Consider the following 22,914-nt stretch of genomic DNA (forward strand, 5'->3'; position numbering starts at 1 on the left):
ATGACGGCAGACCCCATAGCAACCAACAGCTCGTCGGCCGACGCCGCGAACCGTCCCTACCGGGAGGTGACCGACTCCCACGGCCGCGTCTACCGCATCGGCGAGACCGACCGGGACATCCTCGGCCACTCCCGCAAACTCATGGTGTATCTGCCGTGGATCGCCATGATGGCCATCAGCGTCTTCGAATACGCCTACGGCTCCGCGGAGGACACCCTCTCCCACGCCCACGGCTGGACGCAGAGCAACACCTTCTGGATCCTCAGCGTCTGGGTCTTCTTCCAGGCGGGTGTCGCCTTCCCGGCCGGCTGGCTGCGGGAGAAGGGCATCCTGACCGCGCGCAAGGCCATGTTCGTCGGCTCCGGGATGTGCGTCGTGGGCTTCCTCGCCTTGTCGCACCTGGACAACGTACTGCTGGCGATCTTGGGCTTCGGTGTCGTCGGCGGCCTCGGTGCCGGACTGATCTACGCGACCTGCATCAACATGGTCGGCAAGTGGTTCCCGGAACGGCGCGGCGCGCGGACCGGGTTCGTCAACGGCGGCTTCGCGTACGGCTCGCTGCCGTTCATCTTCATCTTCAACTACGCGTTCGACACCGCGAACTACCACCGGGTGCTGGACCTGATCGGCTGCTACATCCTGGTCGTCGTCTTCGCCTGCGCCTTCTTCTTCAAGGACCCGCCGAAGAACTGGTGGCCCGGCGACATCGACCCGCTGTCCTTCTCCGGCAACCAGAAGAACGCGGTGAGCCTGGCCAAGAACCCGCCGGCGGCGAAGCAGTACACGCCGATGGAGGCCATCAGGACGGGCATGCTGCCGCTCATGTGGGTGTCCATCGTGCTGACCGCCGGCGTGTCGATCTTCGGAATCTCCTTCCAGGTCGACTTCGCCAAGGAAGTGGGCTTCGGTCCGCTGGTGGCGGCCTCGTCGATGGGCGTCATGGCCGTCATCAACGGCATCGGCCGCGGTGTCGTGGGCTGGCTGTCCGACATCTGGGGCCGCAAGCTGACCCTGGTGTTCGTCATCGTCGTCCTGGGCCTCGCCCAGTTCGGGGTGATCTGGGCCGGTGACATCAAGAGCGAATGGCTGTTCCTCTTCTTCGCCTTTCTCTCCGGCTTCGGCGGCGGCGCGTTCTACCCGATGTTCGCGGCCCTCACCCCGGACTACTTCGGCGAGAACTTCAACGCCACCAACTACGGCCTGGTGTACAGCGGCAAGCTGATCAGCGGCCTGTTCGGCGGCGGTCTCGGCTCGATGGTGGTCGCGGCCTGGGGCTACAACGGCGCGTACGCCCTGGCGGGCGGCGTCTCCATGGTGGCGGCGGCGATCGCGCTGCTGCTGCGCCAGCCGGGGCGGGACCTGAGGGCCACAACGGCTCCGCAGCCACAGCCGCAGCCGACGGCCTGATCCACCGTGTAGGCGAGGAGGCCCTCCCCGACTCGGGGAGGGCCTCCTCGTGTTCCTCTGGGGCCCGCTACTTCCGGCGCAGGGCGGCCAGGTTGCCGTAGCCGATCCGTGCGTGTTCCAGCGACTGGGCCGGGTTGGTGGAACTGGGCGCGTTGTCCTGCTCCACCATCGGGTTGTGGTAGTTGGGGTGCCCGACACGGGAGAAGAACGTCGTGTAGTCGATGACACCGGTACCGAACGGGACCATGTCGTAGCCCATCCCGTTGGTGGTGTTGACGACGCCGTCCTTCGCGTGGAACAGCGGGTAGCGCTTGTTGTGGCGGACGACCAGGCCCGCCGGGTCGAAGACGTTCTCCTGGGTGGAGCCGTCGTGGGCGGTGTACGTGTGGAACTTGTACTGGGCCACGTGCGCCCAGAAGATGTCCATCTCCAGCCAGATCACCTTCGGGTCGGTGATGGACAGGAAGTACTCCAGCTTGCGGATGCCGGAGCTGCGGGTCGGGCGGCCCTGGGCGTCGAGCGGTCCGCCGTCGATCAGGAAGTCGTACGCCGTGTCGTGGTTGTGGGTGTAGAGCTTGATCCCGGCCTTGCGGGCGATCTCGCCGAGGGCGTGCCACTTGTCGGCGGCCACGTCCCAGTCGGCCTTGTAGGAGCTGCTGGTGGGGTCACCGCCGGTGCCCATGTGGTCCATGCCGAGGATGTTCGCGATCTCGAGGTGCTTCTTGAAGGTGTCCAGGTCCGCGGTGGTCAAGGGCCAGGAGCCGGGGATGAAGCCGTGGTTGCCCTGTGCCCGCAGTCCGTACTCGTCCAGCCAGCCGCGCAGCAGCCGGGCGCCCTCGACGGACTCCAGGCTGGCGCCGCCGGGCGCGTTGGCGTGCTGCCCGTAGCCCGCGAACTCGACCTGGCGGTAGCCGAAGCGGCTGAGCTGCTTGAACACCTCGCGGAACCCGGAGGGCAGGTCGGTGGAGAGCGGGTCGCGGCCGGTGGCGTCGCGGACCGTGTAGAGGATGATGCCGCGCTTGTCCGCGGGGACGAGCAGCTGCCCCTTGGCCTGCTCGTCGGCCGGGGCCGCCGGCGTGGCCTGCGCCGGGCCCGCGCCGAACACGGGAGCGGCGATCGCCCCCGCCGCGACGGCGGTACACGTGCCCAGGAAGCGGCGGCGGTCGATGCCGAGGCTGCGGCGCAGGGGTTCGTCGGTGCCGTTGACGGTGGTGTGGAAGTCGTTCACGGGTGCCTCTCTCTTGTCTGGTGGTCCGGTAGGCCCGCCAGGGCGAGCAGGAGTGACTTCACGTCGGTGGCCGCGACGCGGTCACCGACAGCGCGGGGGATGGAGCAGATGATGAGCGGACCGTCGTCGTCGCTCATGGGAAGGCGGCCGTGGCTGCCGCGCAGGGGGGACGGGTCGAGGGGCACGACCGCCATGCGGTAGCGCATGCCGAGTTTCTTGCGGGCCAGGGCGGTGGCCGCCTTGACCTTGACGTAGGGGTCGAGCGGATCCATGAAGAGCTCGACCGGGTCGTAGCCGGGTTTGCGGTGGATCTCGACGAGTCGCGCGAAGTCGGGCGCATGGTCGTCGTCGAGCCAGTAGTAGTACGTGAACCAGGCGTCCGGCTCCGCGACAGCGACGAGTTCACCGGAGCGCGGATGGTCGAGGTGACGGGCCTTCTTGCCCTCGTCGTCGAGGAGTTCCGCGATGCCGGGCAGGCCGGCGAGTGCGGCCCGGGTGGCGTCGAGGTCCTCGGGGCGCCGCACGTAGACATGGGCGATCTGGTGGTCCGCGACCGCGAAGGCCCGGGAGGCCATCGGGTCGAGGTATTCCATGCCGTCCTGCGTGTGCACCTCGAGCAGGCCTGCGCGGCGCAGCGCGCGGTTGATGTCGACCGGGCGGTCCACGCGGGTGATGCCGTACTCGGACAGCGCGACGACGGTACGGCCCTCGGCACGTGCGTCGTCCAGGAGGGGGGCCATGGCGGCGTCCAGTTCCGTGGCCGCGTTCAGGGAGCGCGGGTCGTCGGGGCCGAAGCGCTGCAGGTCGTAGTCGAGGTGAGGGATGTAGCACAGGGCCAGGTCGGGGTGGCGGGTGCGCAGGATGTGGCGGGTGGCGTCGATGATCCAGCGGCTGGAGACCAGGTCGGCGCCGGGCCCCCAGAAGTGGAAGAGGGGGAACGTGCCCAATTGCTCGGTGAGTTCGTCGTGGAGGGCCGGGGGCCTGGTGTAGCAGTCGGGTTCCTTGCGGCCGTCGGAGTAGTAGACCGGGCGCGGAGTGACGGTGATGTCGGTGTCGGCGCCCATGGCGTACCACCAGCAGATGTTGGCGACCGTGTAGCCGGGCTGGGCGCGGCGGGCCGCGTCCCACAGCTTGTCTCCCGCGACGAGACCGTTGTGCTGCCGCCACAGGAGTACGTCGCCGAGTTCGCGGAAGTACCAGCCGTTGCCGACGATGCCGTGCTCGGAGGGCAGAGCGCCGGTCAGGAAGGTGGACTGGGCGGCGCAGGTGACGGCGGGCAGGACGGTGCCGAGCGGCGCGTGGGAGCCGGACCGGGCGAGCGCCTGAAGGTGGGGCATGTGGTCGAGGAGGCGAGGGGTGAGCCCGACGACGTCCAGCACGAGCAGCGGGGTGGGGCCGGTGGTGGTCCGTCGGGCGCTCATGGGAGTTCCTTCAGGCCGAGGTCGGTCAACAGGTCGCGGGCGAGGGTGAGTTCGGCGGCGATGCCGTCGGCTAGCCGGGCGCTGGTGTGGGGCCGCAGCTCGGGCGGGAGGGCCTGCCAGGTGTAGGTCTCGACCTCGAGGTGGCGGGTGAGGGGATGCGGGCCGCCGACGAGGTGGGCCAGTGCGGCCTTCAGGACGTGGAGTGTGGAGGTCAGGGGTGCGGCGGGGGCCGCGTGCAGCGGGACGTGGAAGTGGGCTCGCCATGGAGTGCCGTCCGGCAGGGCGCCTCCCCGCAGGGCCTCGCCGAGGTCGTCGGTGCCGCGCAGGCCGGCGGTTGTGGCGGCGCGGGTCTGGTGCAGGAAACGGGGTTCGTCGAAGGCGGCGAGGGCCGCCCGGACATCGGGGAGGTGGGGGTGTTCGGCGTGCAGGGCGGCGGACAGCTGGGATTTCACGACGGGGATACGGGCCCGGCCGATCGCGTCCAGAGCCGTGTGCGGATCTTCGAAGGAGGTGGCGAGGTGGCACGTGTCCACGCAGATGCCGATGCGGTCGTGGCCGATCGCGGTCAGCGGGGCGATGGCGTCGCCGGTGGTCTCGACGGTGCAGCCCGGTTCCGGCTCCAGGCCGACACGGATCGAACGGCCGGTCAGCTCCGCCAGGGCGTCGAGGCGTCGGCCGAGAGTGCGCAGGGCCGCGTGGGCCGTCTGCGCGCGCCGTCCGTCGTCGTCGGCGGTGCGCCAGAAGAGCGGCAGGGTGGAGATGCTGCCCTCGGTCACGTCGCCGGGAAGCAGGGCCGCGAGGACATGGGCGAGGGCGGTGGTGTGCTCGAGGCGTACCAGGTCGCCCCAGTCCGGCCTGTAGACACGGTACTTGACTTGCTCGGCGCCGAAGCCCTCGTACGGGAAGCCGTTGAGGGTGACGACCTCGAGGCCGCGATGGTCGAGTTCGGTGCGCAGACGGCGCAGCGCGGACGGATCGGTGACGAGGGCCTGCGCGGCGTCGGCGGCTAGCCAGAGGCCGATCCCCAGGCGGTCACGGCCAAGGCGGCGTCGAACCGCCTCGCAGTGGTCGCGGAGCTGGGCGAGGACGCCGTCGAGGGTTTCCGCCGGGTGCACGTTGGTGCAGTAGGCGAGGTGGACGGTGGTGCCGTCGGGGTGGCGGAAACGCATCGGTCACTCCCCGCCACGCAGAACGGAGTTGCCCTCATGCGTGGCCGTCGTGCCGTCGGGGGTGAGGTTCAGACGGCCACTGAGCCCGTAGAAGGCGACGGGGTTGCGCCACAGCACCCGGTCCACGTCGTCCTCGGTGAAGCCGTCGGCGAGCATCGCGTCGGCGACCGCGCGGGTCTTCAGCGGGTCGCTCCTCCCCCAGTCGGCGGCCGAGTTCACCAGCACCTGCTCGGGTCCGTAGGCGCGCAGGATCGCGACCATCCGCCGCTCGTCCATCTTGGTGTCGGGATAGACGGAGAAGCCCAGCCAGCAGCCGCTGTCCTTGGCCTCCTTGACGGTGGTCTCGTTGAGGTGGTCGACCAGGACGCGTTCCGCGGGCAGTGCGGACTCACGGACCGCGTCGAGGGTCCGGCGCAGCCCGGCGAGCTTGTCGCGGTGCGGGGTGTGGACGAGGGCGGGCAGCCCGTGGTCGGCGGCGAGCTGGAGCTGGGCCGCGAGGGCGGTGTCCTCGGCGGGGGTCATGGAGTCGTAGCCGATCTCGCCGACGGCCACGACCTGGTCCTTGACGAGATAGCGGGGCAGTTCGTCGAGGACGGGGACGCAGCGGGGGTCGCCCGCTTCCTTGGGGTTGAGGGCGAGGGTGCAGTGGTGGGCGATGCCGTACTGGGCAGCGCGGAAGGGTTCCCAGCCCAGCAGGGAGTCGAAGTAGTCGAGGAAGGAGGCGGGGGACGTGCGGGGCTGCCCGAGCCAGAAGGAGGGCTCGACCACGGCACGGACACCCGCGGCATACATGGCCTCGTAGTCGTCGGTGGTCCGTGACGTCATATGGATGTGCGGGTCGAAGATGCGCATCAGGACTCCTTGCCGTGGGGGGCGTCCGTGGTGTGCGGAGGGGCAAACTCGGCCAGTGCCAGGACGCGGTACAGGTCTTCCGGTACGGAACGGCCCGCAGCGGTGCGTTCGGCGGCGTAGTCGCGGAGCATGCGGGCGAGTTCGGCGTCACCGCGGGCGCGCCCTGCCAGCTCCACGACGATGTCGACGGGAACGCCGGTGAACAGGCATTTGAGGACCGCGTGCCGCCAGACATGGGCGGCGAGGTGGCGTGCGGCGTACGGGCCGACGGCGGCGGCGAGGAGCCGGGTGTCGTTGGTGCGGAGCGCGTCCTCGAGGAGCGGGACGGCCTCGGGGCCCGGTACGAGGTGGGGCAGGGCGTGCAGGACCGCACGGCGTTCGTCGGCGGTGCCCTGGCGGTAGACCCGGGTGAGCGCGGCGGTGTCGGCGCGGGCCGCGTGGAGGATGAGGACACGGACGGCGTCGGCGTACGCGGGGCCGCAGCGACGTCCGGCCTCGGCCAGGCGCAACTCCCAGACGAAAATGGTCCCTTGGGTGGACGGGAGGGCGGCTGCCTCGTCGAGTGCCTGGTCGAGCCAGGCCCGTGCGGCTCCCGCGAGGGCGGCTTCGACGTGAGCATGCAACTCGCCCAGCGGGGTGCCGGCCGCCGGGGTGTCCGGCGCGGCGTGCGGGTGCGTCATGCGGTGCTCCCTTCGGGGGTGGCGGAGGGCTCGCCGTGGGCGGCGGCGGGGGCCGGCGCGTGCCGGGCGGTGGCGGTCGCCGCCGCCTTGCGGAGGAACGGCAGGGACTGTTGTGCGTGGTGAGACCCGGCGTGGGAGTGGCGGGGCAGTTCGACGACGGTCAGGCCTCGGTAGCCGGCGGTGGACAGGGCCGCGAGGACGGCGGGGAAGTCGATGTCGCCCTCTCCGAAAGGGAGGTGCTCGTGGACGCCGCGGCGCATGTCCTCGATCTGGACGTGGCGCAGCCAGGGGGCGGCGCCGCGTACGCAGTCGGCGGGCGGGAGGGGTTCGAGGCACTGGCAGTGGCCGATGTCGAGGGTGAGGCCGAGGCCTGCGGGGTTCCCGAGGGCGTGCCGCAGGCGATGGAAGTCGGCGAGGGTGGCGAGGAGGTGGCCGGGTTCGGGTTCGACGGCGAGGGGGATGCCGGCGGCGGTGGCGACGTCCAGGACGGGGGTGAGGCTCTCGGCCAGCCGTTGCCACGCCGTGTCCTCGTCGCCTCCCGCCGGGGTGGTGCCGCTGAAGCAGTGCACCGCGTGGGCGCCGAGTTCGGCGGCGACCCGGACGGCCCGGAGCAGCAGGTCGACACGGCGGGCGCGGTCGTCCGGGTCGGGGTCGAGCAGGGATGGAGCGTGTTTGCGGCGTGGGTCGAGGACATAGCGGGCGCCCGTCTCGACGGTGACCTCCAGGCCGAGCCACTGCAGGCGGCGCGCGAGCCGGCGGGTGCGGTGGGCGAGGTCGGGGGCGAGCGGGTCGAGGTGCATGTGGTCGAGGGTCAGGCCGACGCCGTCGTAGCCGAGGTCCGCGAGCAGGGAGAGGGCGTCGTCGAGGCGGAGGTCGGCGAGGCCGTTGGTGCCGTATCCGAAGCGGAGCGGATTGCTGCCGGGGGCCTGCTCGGGCGCCGGGGCGATGGGGGCGACACGGGGCTGCGGGGTCATGTGACGCTCACCTTCCTGGCGAGTCGGCCTGCGAGCGGGGCCAGCGCCACGGTGAGCAGCGCTGCTACGGGAGCACCGGAACGGGCGGACAGGGCTGCCTGGAGCGGGATCGTGGCGCGGATGCCGCCGCCGACGGCGCGTTGGGTGAGCGGGGGTGACGGGTTGAGGCTGGCGTGGAGGTAGGGGCGGGCCGCGGTCGCGAGGTAGCTCGCGGCGAGGGCCCCGCTCAGGGGGGTACGTCCCTGTGTCAGCAGGCGGGTCAGTACGCCCGTGGCGGCGAGCGCTGCCAGCGGAGGCAGGGCTGAGCCGCCCCGGGTCTCCCCGCGGGAGACGGTCGTGACCGCCAGGGTGTGGGTGCCGAGAAGGAGGGCCGGAGCGAGGGCGGGGCGAAAGCGGCCCGCGGTGGCCGCCGCCCCCAGGAGCAGGTCCAGGCCTCGTGCCGCCGCCATCGCGACAGGTCCCGCCCAGGTCCGCTTCAGGCCGAGGTCGTAGGCCCAGACGGTGGCCGCGAGAGGTGCGGCGACGGAGAGTGCGGGACGTCCGGCGCGCCCGGCGAGGGCGAGGCCCGCCGCGGTGAGGGCACAGGCGGCCGTGAAGGCGGCGGCGGGACGGACACGGCCGGAGGGAAGGGGGCGGTGGGGGCGCTCCGCGGCGTCCTCGTCGCGGTCGGCCCAGTCGTTGAGGGCCATACCGGCCTCGTACAGGCAGAGTGAGGAGCCGATGGCCAGGAGGGCGCGGGGGGTGGGCCGCGCCGAGACCGCCGCCGCGCCGGCGATGGTGTCGCCGGGGACGGTGAGCAGGGCGGGGACGCGGAGCAGTTCGGCCCAGGCCCGCACGTCCGCCGCACCGGGCCGGGTCATCGCGGTACCCCGGGGTGCTCTGCCGTTCGGGCTCCGCGCAGCCTACCCGCGAATCCGGCCAGCTCCGCGTACTGCTCCCCCAGTGCCGCGGGCCCGTCGCCCACCGGGTCCTTGAAGTAGAAACCCAGCTCTCCCAGCGGGCCGGACAGTCCGGCTTCGTGCGCGCGCAGCACCAGCCGGGCCAGGTCGAGCACCAACGGTGCCGCCAACGCCGAGTCGCACCCCTGCCAGGTGGTCTGCAACACCATGCGTGTCCCGAGAAAGCCGTCGAAGGCGACGTGGTCCCAGGCGGTCTTCCAGTCGCCGAGGGCGGGGACGTCGTCGATGTGCACCTCGCCCTCGGGGGCCGTGCCGAGGGTGTCGGCGAGGACCCGCTCCTTGCCCGCGTTCTTGGCGGCCGCCGCGGCCGGGTCGGCCAGCGACGCGCCGTCGCCGCCGCCCAGCAGGTTGGTCCCGGACCAGGCCCGCACGGCGAGCGCACGCTGGGCGAACATCGGTCCCAGCACGGAGCGGAGCAGCGTCTGGCCGGTCTTGCCGTCACGGCCCGCGTACGGCAGCCCGCTCGCTGCCGCGGCGGACGCCAGCGCCGGGTGGTGCAGACCCGTCGACGGGGTGAAGTTCACGTAGGGGCAGCCCGCCCGGAGTGCCGCCGCCGCGTACAGCGAGCTCGGCGGCAGCGCGTCACCGCTGCCCGGGGGCTCGGTGGACGCCACGTTCACCACCACCGTCCGGGCGAGCCCGCGCCGTTCCACGAAGTCTTGGATGTCCGCGGCGAAGGCGGCGATCAGCTCCTCCTCGCTCCGCGTGTCCGCCGGGACGGGGCCGCCCGGCCTGATCTCACGGTCCGCGGCGCCGAGTTCGGTCAGGACCGCCGAGGGGAGTCCCGGCGGCAGCACACCGCCCGCCGCCAGTGCCTCGGCGCGTTTGGGCAGGGGGCAGTCCACCGTGTCGTGACCGCCGAAGACGAGGGACGACAACGCCGGAAGGCCCGATCCGGCGAACACGGGCGTCTCGGTGACCATGCCCGTGGGCGGGTGCAGGCCCGCGCTGACGGCGGCGCACCCGGCGACGACGGTCGTGGCGACGGAGCCGCGGGCGCCGATCAGCCACACCCCGGCACGGGTTCGGGAAAGGGACGCGGGCATGGGTCAGCCTCCTGGTCGTGCGAGAAACGGCAGAGACGGGAGGAAGACGGCGGGCGGGAGTCCGGCGTCCCCCGCCCGCCGTCGCTCAGTTGCCCTTGACGGGCAGTTCCTTGATCCGGATGTCGCGGAAGGACACCTGGTCACCGGATCCGTGGTTCTGGATGCCGAGGTGTCCGTCGCGCAGGCTCCGGGCCGGATCGGTGTTGGTGAAATCGTTGATCTTCACGCCGTTGAGCCAGAGGCGGAGGCGCTCGCCCTCCACGCGGATCTCGTACGTGTTCCACTCCCCCGGCGGATTCAGCGCGCGGTCGCGCTTCTTCAGGTCGGCGGACTGGAAGCCGTAGACGGACCCGGTGGTCTTGTCGGGCACGTCCGTGGCGTCGATCTGGATCTCGTAGCCGTTGTTCACGGCCGCCCACGGGTCGTCCGAGGGCGGGAAGCCCACGAACACACCGGAGTTGTCGTCGCCGGCCGTCTTCCAGTCGAGCTTCAGCGAGTACGCGGAGAAGCCCGACGTGGCGTACCAGAGCAGGCCCATGCCGCCGGTCGACGTCAGGGTGCCGTCGGCGTCGAGGGTGAAGGAGCCGGGGCCCGCCTGCTTCCAGCCGGACAGTGAGCCGGCCGTACCGTCGAAGAGCGGGCGGTAGCCGTTCTCCGGGCGGCAGTCGGCCTGGGCGTCACCGATCGCCCACCGGATTCCGCCCAGCAGGTGCTGCCGGAAGGCCGGTTCGCTGTACGACTCCTTGGTGTGGCCGCCCCCGGTGTAGAAGGCGCGGCCGCCCTGGTAGTTCTGGCACCAGGCGATCGGATGGTCGCCGTGCATGGTGCCGCCGGTGTACGAGGACTCGTCGAGCGAGGCGAGGACATGGGCCCTCTCCCGGGGGTTGGAGCGGTAGTTGTACCACTCGTCGGTCCGGTCCCAGGCCCGTGCCAGGTCCGAGGTCGCCGGATGGGCGCGGTCCTCGACGTCCACCGTCGCCGGCTGGATCGCCGGGTGGTTCTGGAAGTACGCGCCGGCGACACCGCCGTAGAACGCCCAGTCGTACTCGGTGTCGGCCGCCGCGTGGATGCCGACGTACCCGCCGCCGTGCCGGATGTAGCCCTCGAAGGCGCTCTGCTGCGCCGCGTCGAGCACGTCTCCGGTCGTCGACAGGAACACGACCGCGTCGTAGCGGCGCAGGTTCGCCGAGGTGAAGGCGCCTGCGTCCTCCGTCGCGTCGACCGCGAAGCCGGCGCCCTCGCCGAGTTGCTTCACCGCCGCGATGCCCTCGGGGATCGAGTCGTGCCGGAATCCGGCCGTCTTGGAGAACACCAGCACCCTCTTGGCCTCGGCGGGATGCGAGACGGCGGGTCCCGTGACGCAGCCGAGGAGCAGGGCCGCTCCCACGACGGCGGTCGTCAGTCTGCCGGTCGAGCGCATGCCTGCCTCCTCTCAGCCCGTGGTGAAGGTGAAGTCGTCGACGTCGAACAGGGCGCCGGAGCCGCTGCTCCCCTTGAAGACCAGGAAGAGCGTGGTCGTGCCCTTGGGCGCGTGGGACAGGTCGGCGCTGACGTCCTGGTAGTTCTCCCAGCCGCCTGTCACCGGCACGGTCGCCTTGCCCAGCAGGGTCCCGGAGGCCGAGCCCGCGCGGACCTCGAGGGTGCCGCCCGCACCGCCGGAGGCGATGCGCGCCGTGATCTTCTTGGCGTTGCTCAGGACGTACGGCGTGAAGGAGATCCAGTCGCCGTTGTCGATGTCGCCGACCGTCCTGCTGCCGTGCGCACTCGCCTTGGTGACGACCGAGACACCGGAGGAGTTGCCGAAGTGCTCGGCCTGGCGGTGCCGCGGCTGGGTCACGCTCTGGTCGTGCGAGGTGAGCGGCGCCTGCCCGCCGCCTCCGCCGTCGGTGTACTCGGCGTTGAAGACCCCGAAGATGTTCTCGTCCTCGTCGTGACCGCCGTCGGCGGTGGTCTGGATGGTGCCCGAGCAGCCGTTCGCCGAGGTGATCGGGTGGCCGTGGGTGTCGTGGCCGAGAATGAAGGTGACCTTGACCTTCGAGCAGTCGACGGTCGTGCCGTCCTCGGGGTCGGTGACCTTCACCTTGTACGGGACGGCGTCTCCGAAGCTGAACAGCTGCCCGTCCTGGAGGAGTTCGAGCGTCACCTTCGGCGCGGTGTTGCCGACCACGATCTGCACGCTGGCACTGCCGGTCCGGCCGGAGGTGTCCTTGGCGGTCAGGGTCGCGGTGTAGGTGCCGTTCTTCTTGTACTTGTACGTCGGGTTCGCGGCGGTCGACGTGCCGCCGTCCCCGAAGTCCCAGCTGTAGGTGAGGGCGTCGCCGTCCTGGTCGCTCGTGCCCTGGGAGGAGAACTGCACCTTCACAGGCGCCTGCCCTGAGGTCTTGCTCGCCGCCGCCTGAGCCACCGGCGAGTGGCCGTCGGTCGCGTTCTCGATGCGGTACAGGGCCGAGTTGTCGTCCCCGCCGAACCAGGCGGTGCCGTAGTCGAGGACGTACAGCGCGCCGTCGGGCCCGAAGGCCATGTCCATCACCTGCGTGCCGGTCCACGGGAACGCGTTGATCGACTGCACGCTGCCGCTGGAGTCGCTGACGATCCGCTTGATCCAGCGGCGGCCGAACTCACCGGCGAAGAAGTTCCCGTCGTACGCCTGCGGGAACTTCACCGGCGAGTTGAGCGCCGGGTCGTAGTGGTAGACAGGTCCGCCCATGGGGGACTCGGAGCCGTCGCCGAACTCGGGCACGGACGGGCCGTCGTACGGGATCCAGGCGGGCTGGGCCGGCGGCAGGTCGGTCAGGCCGGTGTTGTGGGGCGAGGTGTTCTTCGGGGCGTTGCAGTCGAAGGACGCTCCGGAGGCCTTGGTGGCGAAATCGTAGTCCACGTAGGCGTCGTTCTTGCCGGTGCAGTACGGCCAGCCGAAGTTGCCGGGGCTGGTGACCCGGGCGAACTCGACCTGCCCGGCGGGCCCGCGCTTCGGGTCCGCGGTGCCGGCGTCGGGGCCGTAGTCGCCGACGTAGAGGATGCCGGTCTTCTTGTCGACGCTGAAGCGGAACGGGTTGCGGAAGCCCATGGCGTAGATCTCGGGCCGCGTCTTGGCGGTGCCCGGCGGGAAGAGGTTGCCGTCGGGGATGGAGTAGGAGCCGTCGGCGTTCACCTTGATGCGCAGGATCTTGCCACGCAGGTCGTTGGTGTTCCCGGCGCTGCGCTGGGCGTCGAAGGCCGGGTTGCGGTCGGAGCGTTCGTCGATGGGGGCGTACCCGTCCGACTGGAAGGGGTTGCTGTCGTCGCCCGTCGACAGATACAGGTTGCCCGCCGCGTCGAAGTCGATGTCACCGCCGACGTGGCAGCAGATGCCGCGCGAGGTCTTGACCTCGAGGATGTTCTTCTCGCTCGCGGCGTCGAGGGTGCCGTCCGCCTTCAGGACGAAGCGGGAGAGGCGGTTCACTCCGTCGAAGGGGGCGAAGTCGGCGGCGGTGCCGTTCTCCGGGGCGTCGCCCGCCGGGGTGTTCAGCGGGGGCGCGTAGTAGAGGTAGATGAAGCGGTTGTCGGTGAAGTCCGGGTCGACACCGACGCCTTGGAGGCCTTCCTCGTCGTGGGAGTACACGTCGAGCTTGCCTGCGAGCTTGGTGTTGCCCGCCGCGTCGGTGAGGCGGAGTTCACCGTCGCGGGAGGTGTGCAGGACCGAGCGGTCGGGGAGGACGGCGAGCGACATGGGCTCGCCGACCTCCGCCTCGCCCTTGGCGAGAGTGACCTGCTGGAAGTCCTCGGCGGCGGAGGCCGCCGGGGCGGCTCCCTGGTCGGCGACGGCTGCGCCGGCCTGGGGGGAGGTGAGGGTGAGGGTGGCGCCGGCGAGCAGCGCCCCGCTGAACAGGGCCAGGGCCTTGCGGAATCGCCCTGGTATGTGGGTCTCGATTCTGTCGTTGCCTGTGGTGCGGTGGTTCCCGTGCACGAATGCCTCCAGAAAAGGGGCCGGTTGTACGGGCGGTTGCGAACGCCGGGATGCGCCGTCATCCCGGCGAGTCGGAGAAAGTCAGTTGCCGAACGCCGCGTCGAAGGAGGCCGACGGGGGCTCGAAGTCGTACGCCTCCAGCCGGGTCAGGGCTTCGGGTGCGCCCTGGAGCCGGTCCATGCCGGCGTCCTCCCACTCGACGGAGATCGGGCCCTGGTAGTCGATGGAGCGCAGCATCCGGAAGACGTCCTCCCAGGGCACGTCGCCGTGCCCGGCCGACACGAAGTCCCAGCCGCGGCGCGGGTCGCCCCAGGGCAGATGGGAGCCGAGGCGGCCGTTGCGGCCGTCGAGACGCTTGCGGGCCTCCTTGCAGTCGACGTGGTAGATGCGGTCGCGGAAGTCCCACAGGAAGCCGACCGGGTCGAGGTCCTGCCAGACGAAGTGCGAGGGGTCGAAGTTCAGCCCGAAGGCGGGGCGGTGGTCGACGGCGGCCAGAGCGCGCTGTGTCGTCCAGTAGTCGTAGGCGATCTCGCTCGGGTGGACCTCGTGCGCGAACCGCACGCCCTCGGCGTCGAAGACGTCGAGGATCGGGTTCCAGCGCTCGGCGAAGTCGTCGTAGCCGCGCTCGATCATCGCCTCGGGGGCGGGCGGGAACATGGCGACCAGGTGCCAGATGGCGGAGCCGGTGAAGCCGATGACGGTGTCGACGCCGAACGCGGCCGCCGCCCGGGCGGTGTCGGCGATCTCGGCGGCGGCGCGCCGGCGTACGCCCTCCGGGTCCCCGTCTTCCCAGATACGGGCCGGGAGGATGGCCTCGTGGCGCTCGTCGATGATGGCGTCGCACACCGCCTGGCCGACCAGGTGGTTGGAGATCGCCCAGCACTTGAGTCCGTACTTGTCGAGCAGTTGGTGGCGCGAGGCGATGTAGGACGGGTCCGCGAGCGCCTTGTCGACCTCGAAGTGGTCGCCCCAGCAGGCGAGTTCGAGTCCGTCGTAACCGAAGTCGCGGGCCAGGCGGCAGACCTCCTCCAGCGGGAGGTCGGCCCACTGGCCGGTGAAGAGTGTGAAGGTACGCGGCATGCGCAAGGCCTCCTCAGACCGCTATGGGGGTGTAGACGGAGTTCTTCTGGGCGCTCTCCTCCACCGCCGCGAGCACACGCTGGACCTGGAGTCCGTCGCGGAACGAGGGTTCGGGTCTGCGGCCTTCCGCGACGGCGTACACGAGGTCGCGGGCCTGGTGGACGAAGGTGTGCTCATAGCCGAGGCCGTGGCCCGGCGGCCACCAGGCGTCCAGATAGGGGTGGTCGGGTTCGGTGACGAGGATGCGGCGGAAGCCGGCGAGCGTGCCCGGCTCGGTACCGTCGTGGTACTCCAGCTCGTTGAGCCGCTCCAGGTCGAAGGCGAGTGAGCCGCGCTCCCCGTTGAGTTCGATGCGCAGGGCGTTCTTCCGTCCGGTGGCGTACCGGGTGGCCTCGAACGAGGCGAGGGCGCCGGAGGCGAAGCGCCCGGTGAACAGGGCGGCGTCGTCCACGGTGACCGGTCCGATGCCGGCGGCGGACACCGCGGACAGGCCGCTGCTCCCGCCGGCGGGCAGCGGCCGCTCCCGTACGAAGGTCTCGGTGAGGGCGGAGACCCCGGCCAGCTCCTCGCCGGCGAGGTACTGGGCGAGGTCGATGGCATGGGCACCGAGGTCGCCCAGCGACCCCGAGCCGGCGTGTTCCCTTTGCAGCCGCCAGGTGAGGGGGAACTGCGGGTCCACCAGCCAGTCCTGAAGGTAGGTCACCCGCACATGGCGCAGTGTCCCGAGCCGGCCGTCCGCGACCATGTGGCGGGCCAGTGCGGTGGCCGGGAGGCGGCGGTAGTTGAAGCCGACCATCGCCACCTGGCCCCGTCCGGCCGCCGCTTCGGCCGCCACCGCCATGGCCTCGGCCTCCTCGACGGTGTTCGCGAGGGGCTTCTCGCACAGCACGTGCTTGCCGGCCGCCAGGGCGGCGAGGGCGATCTCGGCGTGGCTGTCGCCCGGGGTGCAGATGTCGACGAGGTCGATGTCGTCCCGGTCGATCAGCGTCCGCCAGTCGGTCTCGACCGCCGCCCAGCCGTGCCGGTCGGCCGCGGCACGCACCGCCGCCGCGTTCCGGCCGCATATCGCGCCGAGCACCGGGCGTCGGGGCAGGTCGAAGACATGGCCCACGGTGCGCCAGCCCTGCGAGTGGGCGGCACCCATGAACGCGTACCCCACCATGCCGACGCGCAGCGGCGGTGTTCCGGCCTCGGCCCCTTCTGCCTGCTGCGGCTGTCCCATACGGATGTCCTCCTCGTCCTCGTCGTGATTACGCCGTGGGGGGTGCGGGGCGGAACCTGTCAGCGGAAGCCGGTGGGCATGTACTGGTCGACGTTGTCCTTGTCGACGACGGCCGAGTAGAGGGTGATCGAGGCCGGGATCTCGTACTCGGCGAGGCCGCCGACGCCCTTGCCCTGGCCGAGTGCGCGCGCGAGGTCGATGGCGGATGCGGCCATGGTCGGCGGGTAGAGGACGGTCGCCTTGAGGACGCCGTTGTCCTGCTTGATGGCCTGGAAGGCGGACAGCGCCCCGGCCCCGCCGACCATCAGGAAGTCGTCGCGACCGGCCTGCTCGATGGCGCGCAGCGCGCCCACGCCCTGGTCGTCGTCGTGGTTCCACAGCGCGTCGAACTTGGGCTGTGCCTGGAGGAGCTGGGCCATCTTGGCCTGTCCGGACTCGACCGTGAACTCGGCGGCCTGGCGGGCCACCTTCTTGATGTTCGGGTAGTTCTTCAGCGCGTCGTCGAAGCCCTGGGTGCGCTGCTTGGTCAGTTCCAGGTTGTCGATGCCGGCCAGCTCGATGACGCGGGCGTCCGATTTCCCCTTGAGCTTCTCGCCGATGTAGTGACCGGCGTTCAGGCCCATGCCGTAGTTGTCGCCGCCGATCCAGCACCGGTAGGCCTGCGGGGTGTTGAAGATGCGGTCGAGGTTGATGACCGGGATGCCCGCGCGCATCGCCTTCAGTCCCACCTGGGTGAGGGCCTTGCCGTCGGCGGGCAGCACCACCAGTACGTCGACCTTCTTGTTGATGAGGGTCTCGATCTGGCCGATCTGCGCCGCGGTGTCGTTGGAGCCCTCGGTGATCTCCAGCGTGACGTCCGAGTACTTCTGGGCGCGGCTCTTGGCGTTGTCGTTGATGGCGTTGAGCCAGCCGTGGTCGGCCTGCGGGCCGGCGAAGCCGATGGTGACGTGCTTGCCGGCCTTGTCTTCGGCGGCCGGCTTGTCGTTCGCGGCGGGCTTGTCGGACTTGGTCTCGTTACTCGTGCAACCTGCGAGGAAGGCACCGGCCGAGACGGCGGCGGTCCCGAAGAGCAGTCCTCTGCGGCTTGTGACAGGCAGCTGTGGCATGGCGGTGAACCCTTTCCTCAGGTCGTGCTTGCGGTACGGCGCTGGACCAGCACGGCGGCGACGATGATCGCGCCCTTGGCGATCTGCTGGACGTCGCTCTGCAGGTTGTTCAGGGCGAAAATGTTGGTGATCGTGGTGAAGATCAGGACGCCGAGGACGGAGCCGGTGATGGTGCCGCGGCCCCCGCTGAGCAGGGTGCCGCCGATGATCGCGGCCGCAATGGCGTCCAGTTCGTACAGGTTGCCGTTGGTGTTCTGGCCCGAGCCGGACAGGATGATCAGCAGGAAGGCCGCGATACCGCAGCACAGGCCGGACAGCAGGTAGAGGTAGAGGCGCTGGCGGCGTACGTCGATGCCGGCGAGCCGCGCCGCCTCCGCATTGCCGCCGACGGCGACCGTGCGGCGCCCGAAGGTGGTGCGGTTGAGCACCAGCCAGCCGATGACCGTGACGAGGGCGAAGACCAGCACGAGCGGCGGGATGCCGAGCACATAGGAGTCGCGTTCACCGAGCTTGAGGATCCCGTCGACCGTGACGATCTGCGTCCTGCCGTCGGTGATCTGCAGGGCCAGTCCGCGTGCCGAGGCCAGCATGGCGAGCGTGGCGATGAACGGGACCATCCCGCCGTACGCGATGAGCACGCCGTTGACCAGACCGCAGCCCACTCCGACGACGACCGCGGTGAAGAGGATGCCCCAGAAGCCGTACTCCTGGGTGGCGACGGTGGTGGCCCACACCGAGGCCAGAGCGACGATCGCACCCACCGACAGATCGATGCCGCCTGAGGTGATGACGAAGGTCATACCGACGGTGACGACCCCGATCACCGAGGCCTGGGTGAGGACGAGTTGGAGGTTGCGGGTGTCGAGGAACTCGTCGGGCTTGGTGATCCCGCCGATGACGACCAACGCGGCGAGCACGCCGAGCAGGGAGAGGGTGCGGACGTCCGCGCGGGCGACGAGGGCGCGCCAGGCGGGGAGCGGGCCGAACGACGGCATCTTGCCGGTGCTGTCCCGCGGCGGGGAAACGGGCTGCGTCATGACGCCGGACTTCCTTCCATGACGAGGTCGAGGACGCGGTGCTCATCGAGTTCGCGCGCGGGCGCCGTGTGCACGACGTGCCCCTCGCGCAGCACCAGGACGCGGTCGGCGAGGCCGAGCACCTCGGGTACCTCACTGGAGACCAGCAGGACCGCGAGGCCCTCGTCGGCGAGGCGGCGGACGACCGCGTACAACTCGGCGCGGGCGCCGACGTCGACGCCGCGCGTCGGCTCGTCGAGCAGCAGCACGCGGCAGCCGCGCAGCAGCCAGCGGGCCAGGACGGCCTTCTGCTGGTTGCCGCCGGAGAGCGTGCGGACCGGTGCGGAGGGGTTGTCGGGGCGGAGCGAGAGCTCACGGGTCGCGGCGCGTGCGGCGCCCCGTTCGGCGCCCCGGTCGATCCAGCCCCCGCGCGAGAACCGGGACAGGGAGGAGACCGACACATTGCGGGTGACGGACTCCAGCATGAGCAGTGCCTGCGCCTTGCGTTCCTCGGGGGCGAGCCCGAGGCCGGCGCGGACCGCGGCGCGGACGCTCCCGGGACGCAACGGGCGTCCGTCGACGAGGACCTGACCGGTCGTGGGCTTGCGGGCACCGTAGATCGTCTCGAGGATCTCGGAGCGCCCGGAGCCGACGAGGCCGGCGAGGCCGACGATCTCGCCGGGACGGACGACGAGGTCGAGGGGCGCGAACTCCCCTTCCCTCGCCAGCCCTTGCACCTGAAGGACAGGAGCGCCCGTGGGAGCCGAGGACGGCCGCTCCGGGAAGACGTACTCGACGTTCCGTCCCGTCATCAGCGCCACGACCTCGCGGGTCGGCGTCGTCTTCGCCGGAAGTCCACGGGCCACCGCCCGCCCGTCCTTGAGGACGGTGACCCGGTCGCCGATGCGGCGGATCTCCTCCAGGCGGTGCGAGATGTAGACGACGGCGACGTCGGCGGCGGTGAGGTCGCCGACGATGCGGAACAGGTTGTCGACCTCGTCCGGGTCGAGCGCGGCGGACGGCTCGTCCATCACGATGAGCCGTACGTCGTGGGAGAGCGCCCGGGCCATGGACACGATCTGCTGCTGGGCCGCCGAGAGTTCTCCGACGAGCCGGGCCGGGTCGATCTCGGGGTGCCCGAGCCGCCGCAGCAGCGCGGCCGTCGACGCCCTCGCGGTCCTGGCCCGTACGACGAAGCCGGCGGCCGTGGGCTCGTGGCCGAGGTGGACGTTCTCGGCCACCGACAGATGCTCCACCAGGTCGAGTTCCTGATAGATGGTCGCGATACCGAGGCGCATGGCGGCGATGGGCGAGCGGAGCGTGACGGATTCGCCCCGCCATTGGATGGTGCCGGTGTCGGGCTGGTGCGCACCGGCCAGCACCTTGATCAGGGTGGACTTCCCGGCCCCGTTCTGGCCGAGCAAGCAGTGCACTTCACCGGCCCGGACGTCGAGGTCGACGCCGTCGAGGGCCCGGACTCCGGGGAACGACTTGGTGATGCCGGACATGCTGAGCAGCGGTGTTTCTGGTGCCATGTGGGTTCCCCTTGGCGGGCGTGCGAGCCGGTTTCAGGGCGGAACGCGTGCCGGGCAGGCGTTTTCAGGGCAGGGCAGAGCAGGGCGCTGTGCGGGTGGTCCCGCGGTGCGGGTGCGGTGGACGAGTGCTTACGCGGGTGAGAACAGGTGGTCGCTGATGAGCCGGGCCGCGCCGATGACACCGGCGTTCTGGCCCAGTTCCCCGAGGACGATGGGCAGGTTGCCGGTCGCCAGCGGGAGCGACTGGCGGTAGACCTGGGTGCGGATCGCGGCGAGCAGGGTGTGGCCGAGGCCGGTCACTCCGCCGCCGATCACCACCAGGCCGGGGTTGAAGAAGCTGACCAGGCCGGCGATCACCTGGCCGGTGCGGGTGCCGCCCTCCCGGATGAGGTCGAGCGCGGTGGCGTCTCCCGCCGCTGCCGCGGCGGCGACATCGACGGCGCTCAGACCGCCGTTCGTCTCCAGCCGCGAGGCGAGTTCCGCCGAGAGTCCCTGGTGGGCCGCCTCCAGCGCGTCACGGGCGAGGGCCGCGCCGCTGAAGTGGGCCTCCAGGCAGCCCCGGTTGCCGCAGGCGCATGGGCGTCCGTCGGGCACGGCCTGGATGTGCCCGATGTCGCCCGCGCTGCCCGTCACCCCGCGGTGGACCTCACCGCCGACGACGATGCCGCAGCCGATGCCGGTACCGATCTTGATGCAGAGGAAGTCGCCCACGGAGCGTGCGACGCCCGCGTGCTGCTCCCCCAGCGCCATCAGGTTCACGTCGTTGTCGACCATGACCGGGCAGCCGAGTTCCTGGCTGAGCGCCTCCCGCACCGGGAAGCCGTCCCAGCCCGGCATGATCGGCGGCGCCACCGGGACGCCTTCGGGGAAGCGGACCGGGCCCGGAACCCCGATACCGGCGCCGTCGAAGCCCTCCGCAAGCCCGGAGTCCTTCAACTTCGCAGCCATGGCCAGGACTTGCTCGAACACCGCGACGGGGCCCTCGCGCACGTCCATGGGCTGGTTGAGGTGGCCCAGCACTTCCAGTTCGGGGTTGGTGACCGCGACGTCGACCGAGGTCGCGCCGATGTCGACACCGAGGAAGCGCAGGCCCGGGGTGAGCCGGATGTTGTGCGAGCGCCGGCCGCCGCGTGAGGCGGCGAGCCCGTCCGCGACGACCAGTCCCGTCTCCAGGAGCCGGTCCACCTCCACGGCGAGCTTGGAGCGCGAGAGGTCGATCTCGTCGCCCAGCCGGGCCCGGGAGTTGGGCCCCCCGTCGCGCAACAGCCTGAGCAGCCGGGCCTGGTGCCCGTTCGCGGGTCGTGCAGTCATACGTCTCACGCGCCCCTCCCCGCCTCAATTGGCCGCCAGCGTCGGGCTTTCGAGAGGAACGTAGCAGCGGCTGCCGGGACTGGGAAGAAGTTGTGCAGCGATCGCCGCCAACTTTCTCCACTCACAGGACAAAGAAGAACCGACAGCGCCGCCCTGGCCTGGAGAGACCGGAATTCAGGACTTCGGCCGCGCGTGGTACGACCGCCGCGTGTGCTCGGTGTGCTCGCGCATCAGCTGGGTGGCGAGCTGCTCGTCGCGGTCCGCGATCGCCGCTATCAGTGCGCGGTGCTCGACCCAGGACTGCTGTCCGCGCTGACGGGCGATCGGCGTGTAGTACCACCGCACCCGGCGGTCGACTTGCGCGGCGAGTTCGGCGAGCACCGCGTTGCCCGCCAGCTCCATCACCTTCGTGTGGAAACGGGCGTTCATCGCGACGGCCCTGTCGACGTCGTCGGCGGCGACGGCATGCTCGCCCTCCGCACACAGCTCTTCGAGGGCCGAGATCCCGGCGCTGCCCGCGTCGGCGGCGGCGAGCCGGGCGGCCTCGGCCTCCAGCAGCGTGCGCACGGTCAGGAGCTGGTCGGCTTCCTCCTCCGTGGGCTCATGGACGAACGCGCCCTGGGCCGGCCGCAGATCGACCCACCCTTCCGTGTTCAGCCGCTGCAGGGCCTCGCGCACCGGCTGCCGGGAGACGCCGAGATGCCCGGCCAGTTCGCTCTCGACGAGGTGCTGGCCAGGCTGAAGGGCGCGGGTGGTGATGAGTTCGAGCAGCGCCTCGTAGACCCGGTCGCGCAGCGGGCCGGGCCGCTCGAGTTTGGGCACCGACCCGTGCGGCAGTCCTGTCGACAACATCGCGGTCCCCCTCCAGGGCAACGGCAGCGCAGTAGCCTGACTGCCAGCGTCTTTCGTCTACAGTCTACGGCGCACCATGGCCAGGGGCTGGGCGAGTTGGACTTCTCACACCGCCCTTTCGGGCTGCTCACGGGCAGCGGACGACCTGCCCCGCGTACGACAGGTTCCCGCCGAAGCCGAACAGCAGCACCTGGTCGCCCGTCGAGATCTGACCGCGCTCCATGAGCTTGGACAGCGCGAGCGGGATGCTCGCCGCCGACGTGTTGCCGGACTCGGACACATCGCGCGCCACGACCGCGTTGACGGCGCCGAGCTTCTCGGCGAGCGGCTCGATGATGCGCAGGTTGGCCTGGTGCAGCACGACCGCGGCGAGGTCCTCCGGCGCGATCCCGGACCGCTCGCAGACCTGGCGCGCGATGGGCGGCAGCTGGTTGGTCGCCCACCGGTAGACGCTCTGCCCCTCCTGCGCGAACCGCGGAGGCGTGCCCTCGATCCGCACCGCGTGCCCCATCTCGGGCACCGAGCCCCACAGCACCGGGCCGATCCCCGGCCCCTCACCCGGAGGGCAGGTCTCGACGACGGCGGCCCCGGCACCGTCCCCGACCAGCACACACGTCGTACGGTCGGTCCAGTCCGCCACGTCGGACATCTTGTCGGCGCCGACGACCAACGCCCGGGTGGCCGCGCCCGCGCGCACGGCGTGGTCGGCGGTGGCCAGCGCATGGGTGAAGCCGGCGCAGACGACGTTGACGTCCATGGCCGCGGGGGACGGAATGCCGAGCCGGGCCGCGACGCGGGCGGCGGTGTTCGGCGAGCGGTCGACGGCGGTGGAGGTGGCGACCACGACCAGGTCGATGTCGCCCGGTGCCAGCCCCGCGGCGGCGAGCGCCTTGGCGGCGGCGCGCCCGGCGAGTTCGTCGACGGGCTCGTCGGCCCCCGCGATGTGGCGGGTCCGGATGCCCACCCGGGTCCTGATCCACTCGTCGCTCGTGTCGACCATGCCCGCCAGGTCCTCGTTGGTGAGCACCTTGGCGGGCTGGTAATGACCGACGGCGGCAATGCGCGAGCCGTTCATGGGCGGATCCCCTCGTTGCCGTGCTTAGCGGGATC

Annotated in this window: 19 protein-coding genes; 1 reads left to right on the forward strand and 18 read right to left on the reverse strand. The window is 71.1% G+C overall.

Translation table 11 applies throughout. The features are described from left to right. Positions 1-1,407 carry an OFA family MFS transporter gene (locus tag ACQEXA_RS13680; RefSeq protein ID WP_432934696.1) on the forward strand — a complete coding sequence of 469 codons (1,407 nt, stop codon included), beginning with the start codon at positions 1-3 and terminating at the stop codon, positions 1,405-1,407. A 67-nt stretch (positions 1,408-1,474) separates the two neighbouring features. Here ACQEXA_RS13680 and ACQEXA_RS13685 read toward each other — a convergent pair whose 3' ends face one another. The 18 genes from ACQEXA_RS13685 to ACQEXA_RS13770 form a co-directional block, all read right to left on the reverse strand. Continuing rightward, complete coding sequence (locus ACQEXA_RS13685) at positions 1,475-2,635, reverse strand: sugar phosphate isomerase/epimerase family protein (RefSeq protein ID WP_433130043.1); 1,161 nt, start codon at positions 2,633-2,635, stop codon at positions 1,475-1,477. Then, entirely contained in the window at positions 2,632-4,056 is a 1,425-nt protein-coding gene (locus ACQEXA_RS13690) for an alkaline phosphatase family protein (protein ID WP_433130045.1), read from the reverse strand. Before ACQEXA_RS13690 ends, ACQEXA_RS13685 begins: the two co-directional genes overlap by 4 nt. Further along, on the reverse strand, positions 4,053-5,225 hold the full coding sequence (eboE, locus tag ACQEXA_RS13695; RefSeq protein WP_433130048.1) for a metabolite traffic protein EboE: 1,173 nt from the start codon (positions 5,223-5,225) through the stop codon (positions 4,053-4,055). The genes ACQEXA_RS13690 and eboE overlap by 4 nt, the downstream gene beginning before the upstream one ends. Positions 5,226-5,228: 3 nt before the next feature. Next, the gene (locus ACQEXA_RS13700; RefSeq protein WP_433130051.1) at positions 5,229-6,077 is read right to left on the reverse strand and encodes a TatD family hydrolase; all 849 of its coding nucleotides are present in this window, start codon (positions 6,075-6,077) and stop codon (positions 5,229-5,231) included. Then, complete coding sequence (locus tag ACQEXA_RS13705) at positions 6,077-6,757, reverse strand: EboA domain-containing protein (RefSeq protein ID WP_433130053.1); 681 nt, start codon at positions 6,755-6,757, stop codon at positions 6,077-6,079. The genes ACQEXA_RS13700 and ACQEXA_RS13705 overlap by 1 nt, the downstream gene beginning before the upstream one ends. Continuing rightward, positions 6,754-7,731, reverse strand: coding sequence for a sugar phosphate isomerase/epimerase family protein (locus ACQEXA_RS13710; protein ID WP_433130055.1), 978 nt, complete (start codon positions 7,729-7,731; stop codon positions 6,754-6,756). The genes ACQEXA_RS13705 and ACQEXA_RS13710 overlap by 4 nt, the downstream gene beginning before the upstream one ends. Beyond that, positions 7,728-8,591, reverse strand: coding sequence for an SCO3242 family prenyltransferase (locus ACQEXA_RS13715; protein ID WP_433130057.1), 864 nt, complete (start codon positions 8,589-8,591; stop codon positions 7,728-7,730). Before ACQEXA_RS13715 ends, ACQEXA_RS13710 begins: the two co-directional genes overlap by 4 nt. Beyond that, the gene (locus ACQEXA_RS13720; protein ID WP_433130059.1) at positions 8,588-9,736 is read right to left on the reverse strand and encodes an inositol-3-phosphate synthase; all 1,149 of its coding nucleotides are present in this window, start codon (positions 9,734-9,736) and stop codon (positions 8,588-8,590) included. The genes ACQEXA_RS13715 and ACQEXA_RS13720 overlap by 4 nt, the downstream gene beginning before the upstream one ends. An 85-nt stretch (positions 9,737-9,821) precedes the next feature. Next, positions 9,822-11,156 carry a ThuA domain-containing protein gene (locus ACQEXA_RS13725; RefSeq protein ID WP_433130061.1) on the reverse strand — a complete coding sequence of 445 codons (1,335 nt, stop codon included), beginning with the start codon at positions 11,154-11,156 and terminating at the stop codon, positions 9,822-9,824. Between the two features lie 12 nt (positions 11,157-11,168). After that, positions 11,169-13,682: a PQQ-dependent sugar dehydrogenase gene (locus ACQEXA_RS13730; RefSeq protein ID WP_433130063.1), complete on the reverse strand. Its 2,514-nt coding sequence runs from the start codon at positions 13,680-13,682 to the stop codon at positions 11,169-11,171. Between the two features lie 81 nt (positions 13,683-13,763). Further along, a complete protein-coding gene (locus ACQEXA_RS13735; RefSeq protein WP_433130065.1) occupies positions 13,764-14,762 on the reverse strand; it encodes a sugar phosphate isomerase/epimerase family protein in 999 nt (332 codons plus the stop codon). Between the two features lie 13 nt (positions 14,763-14,775). After that, positions 14,776-15,984, reverse strand: a complete 1,209-nt coding sequence (locus ACQEXA_RS13740; RefSeq protein WP_432934672.1) for a Gfo/Idh/MocA family protein — start codon at positions 15,982-15,984, stop codon at positions 14,776-14,778. A gap of 59 nt (positions 15,985-16,043) precedes the next feature. Further along, positions 16,044-17,090 (reverse strand): substrate-binding domain-containing protein, encoded by a 1,047-nt coding sequence (locus tag ACQEXA_RS13745; protein WP_432934670.1) that lies wholly within the window; start codon positions 17,088-17,090, stop codon positions 16,044-16,046. A 17-nt stretch (positions 17,091-17,107) separates the two neighbouring features. After that, complete coding sequence (locus ACQEXA_RS13750) at positions 17,108-18,127, reverse strand: ABC transporter permease (protein ID WP_432934668.1); 1,020 nt, start codon at positions 18,125-18,127, stop codon at positions 17,108-17,110. Beyond that, positions 18,124-19,641 (reverse strand): sugar ABC transporter ATP-binding protein, encoded by a 1,518-nt coding sequence (locus tag ACQEXA_RS13755; protein WP_433130067.1) that lies wholly within the window; start codon positions 19,639-19,641, stop codon positions 18,124-18,126. The genes ACQEXA_RS13750 and ACQEXA_RS13755 overlap by 4 nt, the downstream gene beginning before the upstream one ends. A 129-nt stretch (positions 19,642-19,770) precedes the next feature. Next, the gene (locus ACQEXA_RS13760; protein WP_432939689.1) at positions 19,771-20,952 is read right to left on the reverse strand and encodes an ROK family protein; all 1,182 of its coding nucleotides are present in this window, start codon (positions 20,950-20,952) and stop codon (positions 19,771-19,773) included. Positions 20,953-21,126: 174 nt separating this feature from the next. Next, complete coding sequence (locus tag ACQEXA_RS13765; RefSeq protein ID WP_432934665.1) at positions 21,127-21,804, reverse strand: GntR family transcriptional regulator; 678 nt, start codon at positions 21,802-21,804, stop codon at positions 21,127-21,129. 127 nt (positions 21,805-21,931) lie between these two features. After that, positions 21,932-22,879, reverse strand: coding sequence for a beta-ketoacyl-ACP synthase III (locus ACQEXA_RS13770; protein WP_432934663.1), 948 nt, complete (start codon positions 22,877-22,879; stop codon positions 21,932-21,934). Between the last annotated feature and the right edge of the window lie 35 nt (positions 22,880-22,914).

It is taken from the genome of Streptomyces sp. CA-106110, from assembly GCF_050936285.1.
Taxonomy (GTDB): domain Bacteria; phylum Actinomycetota; class Actinomycetes; order Streptomycetales; family Streptomycetaceae; genus Streptomyces.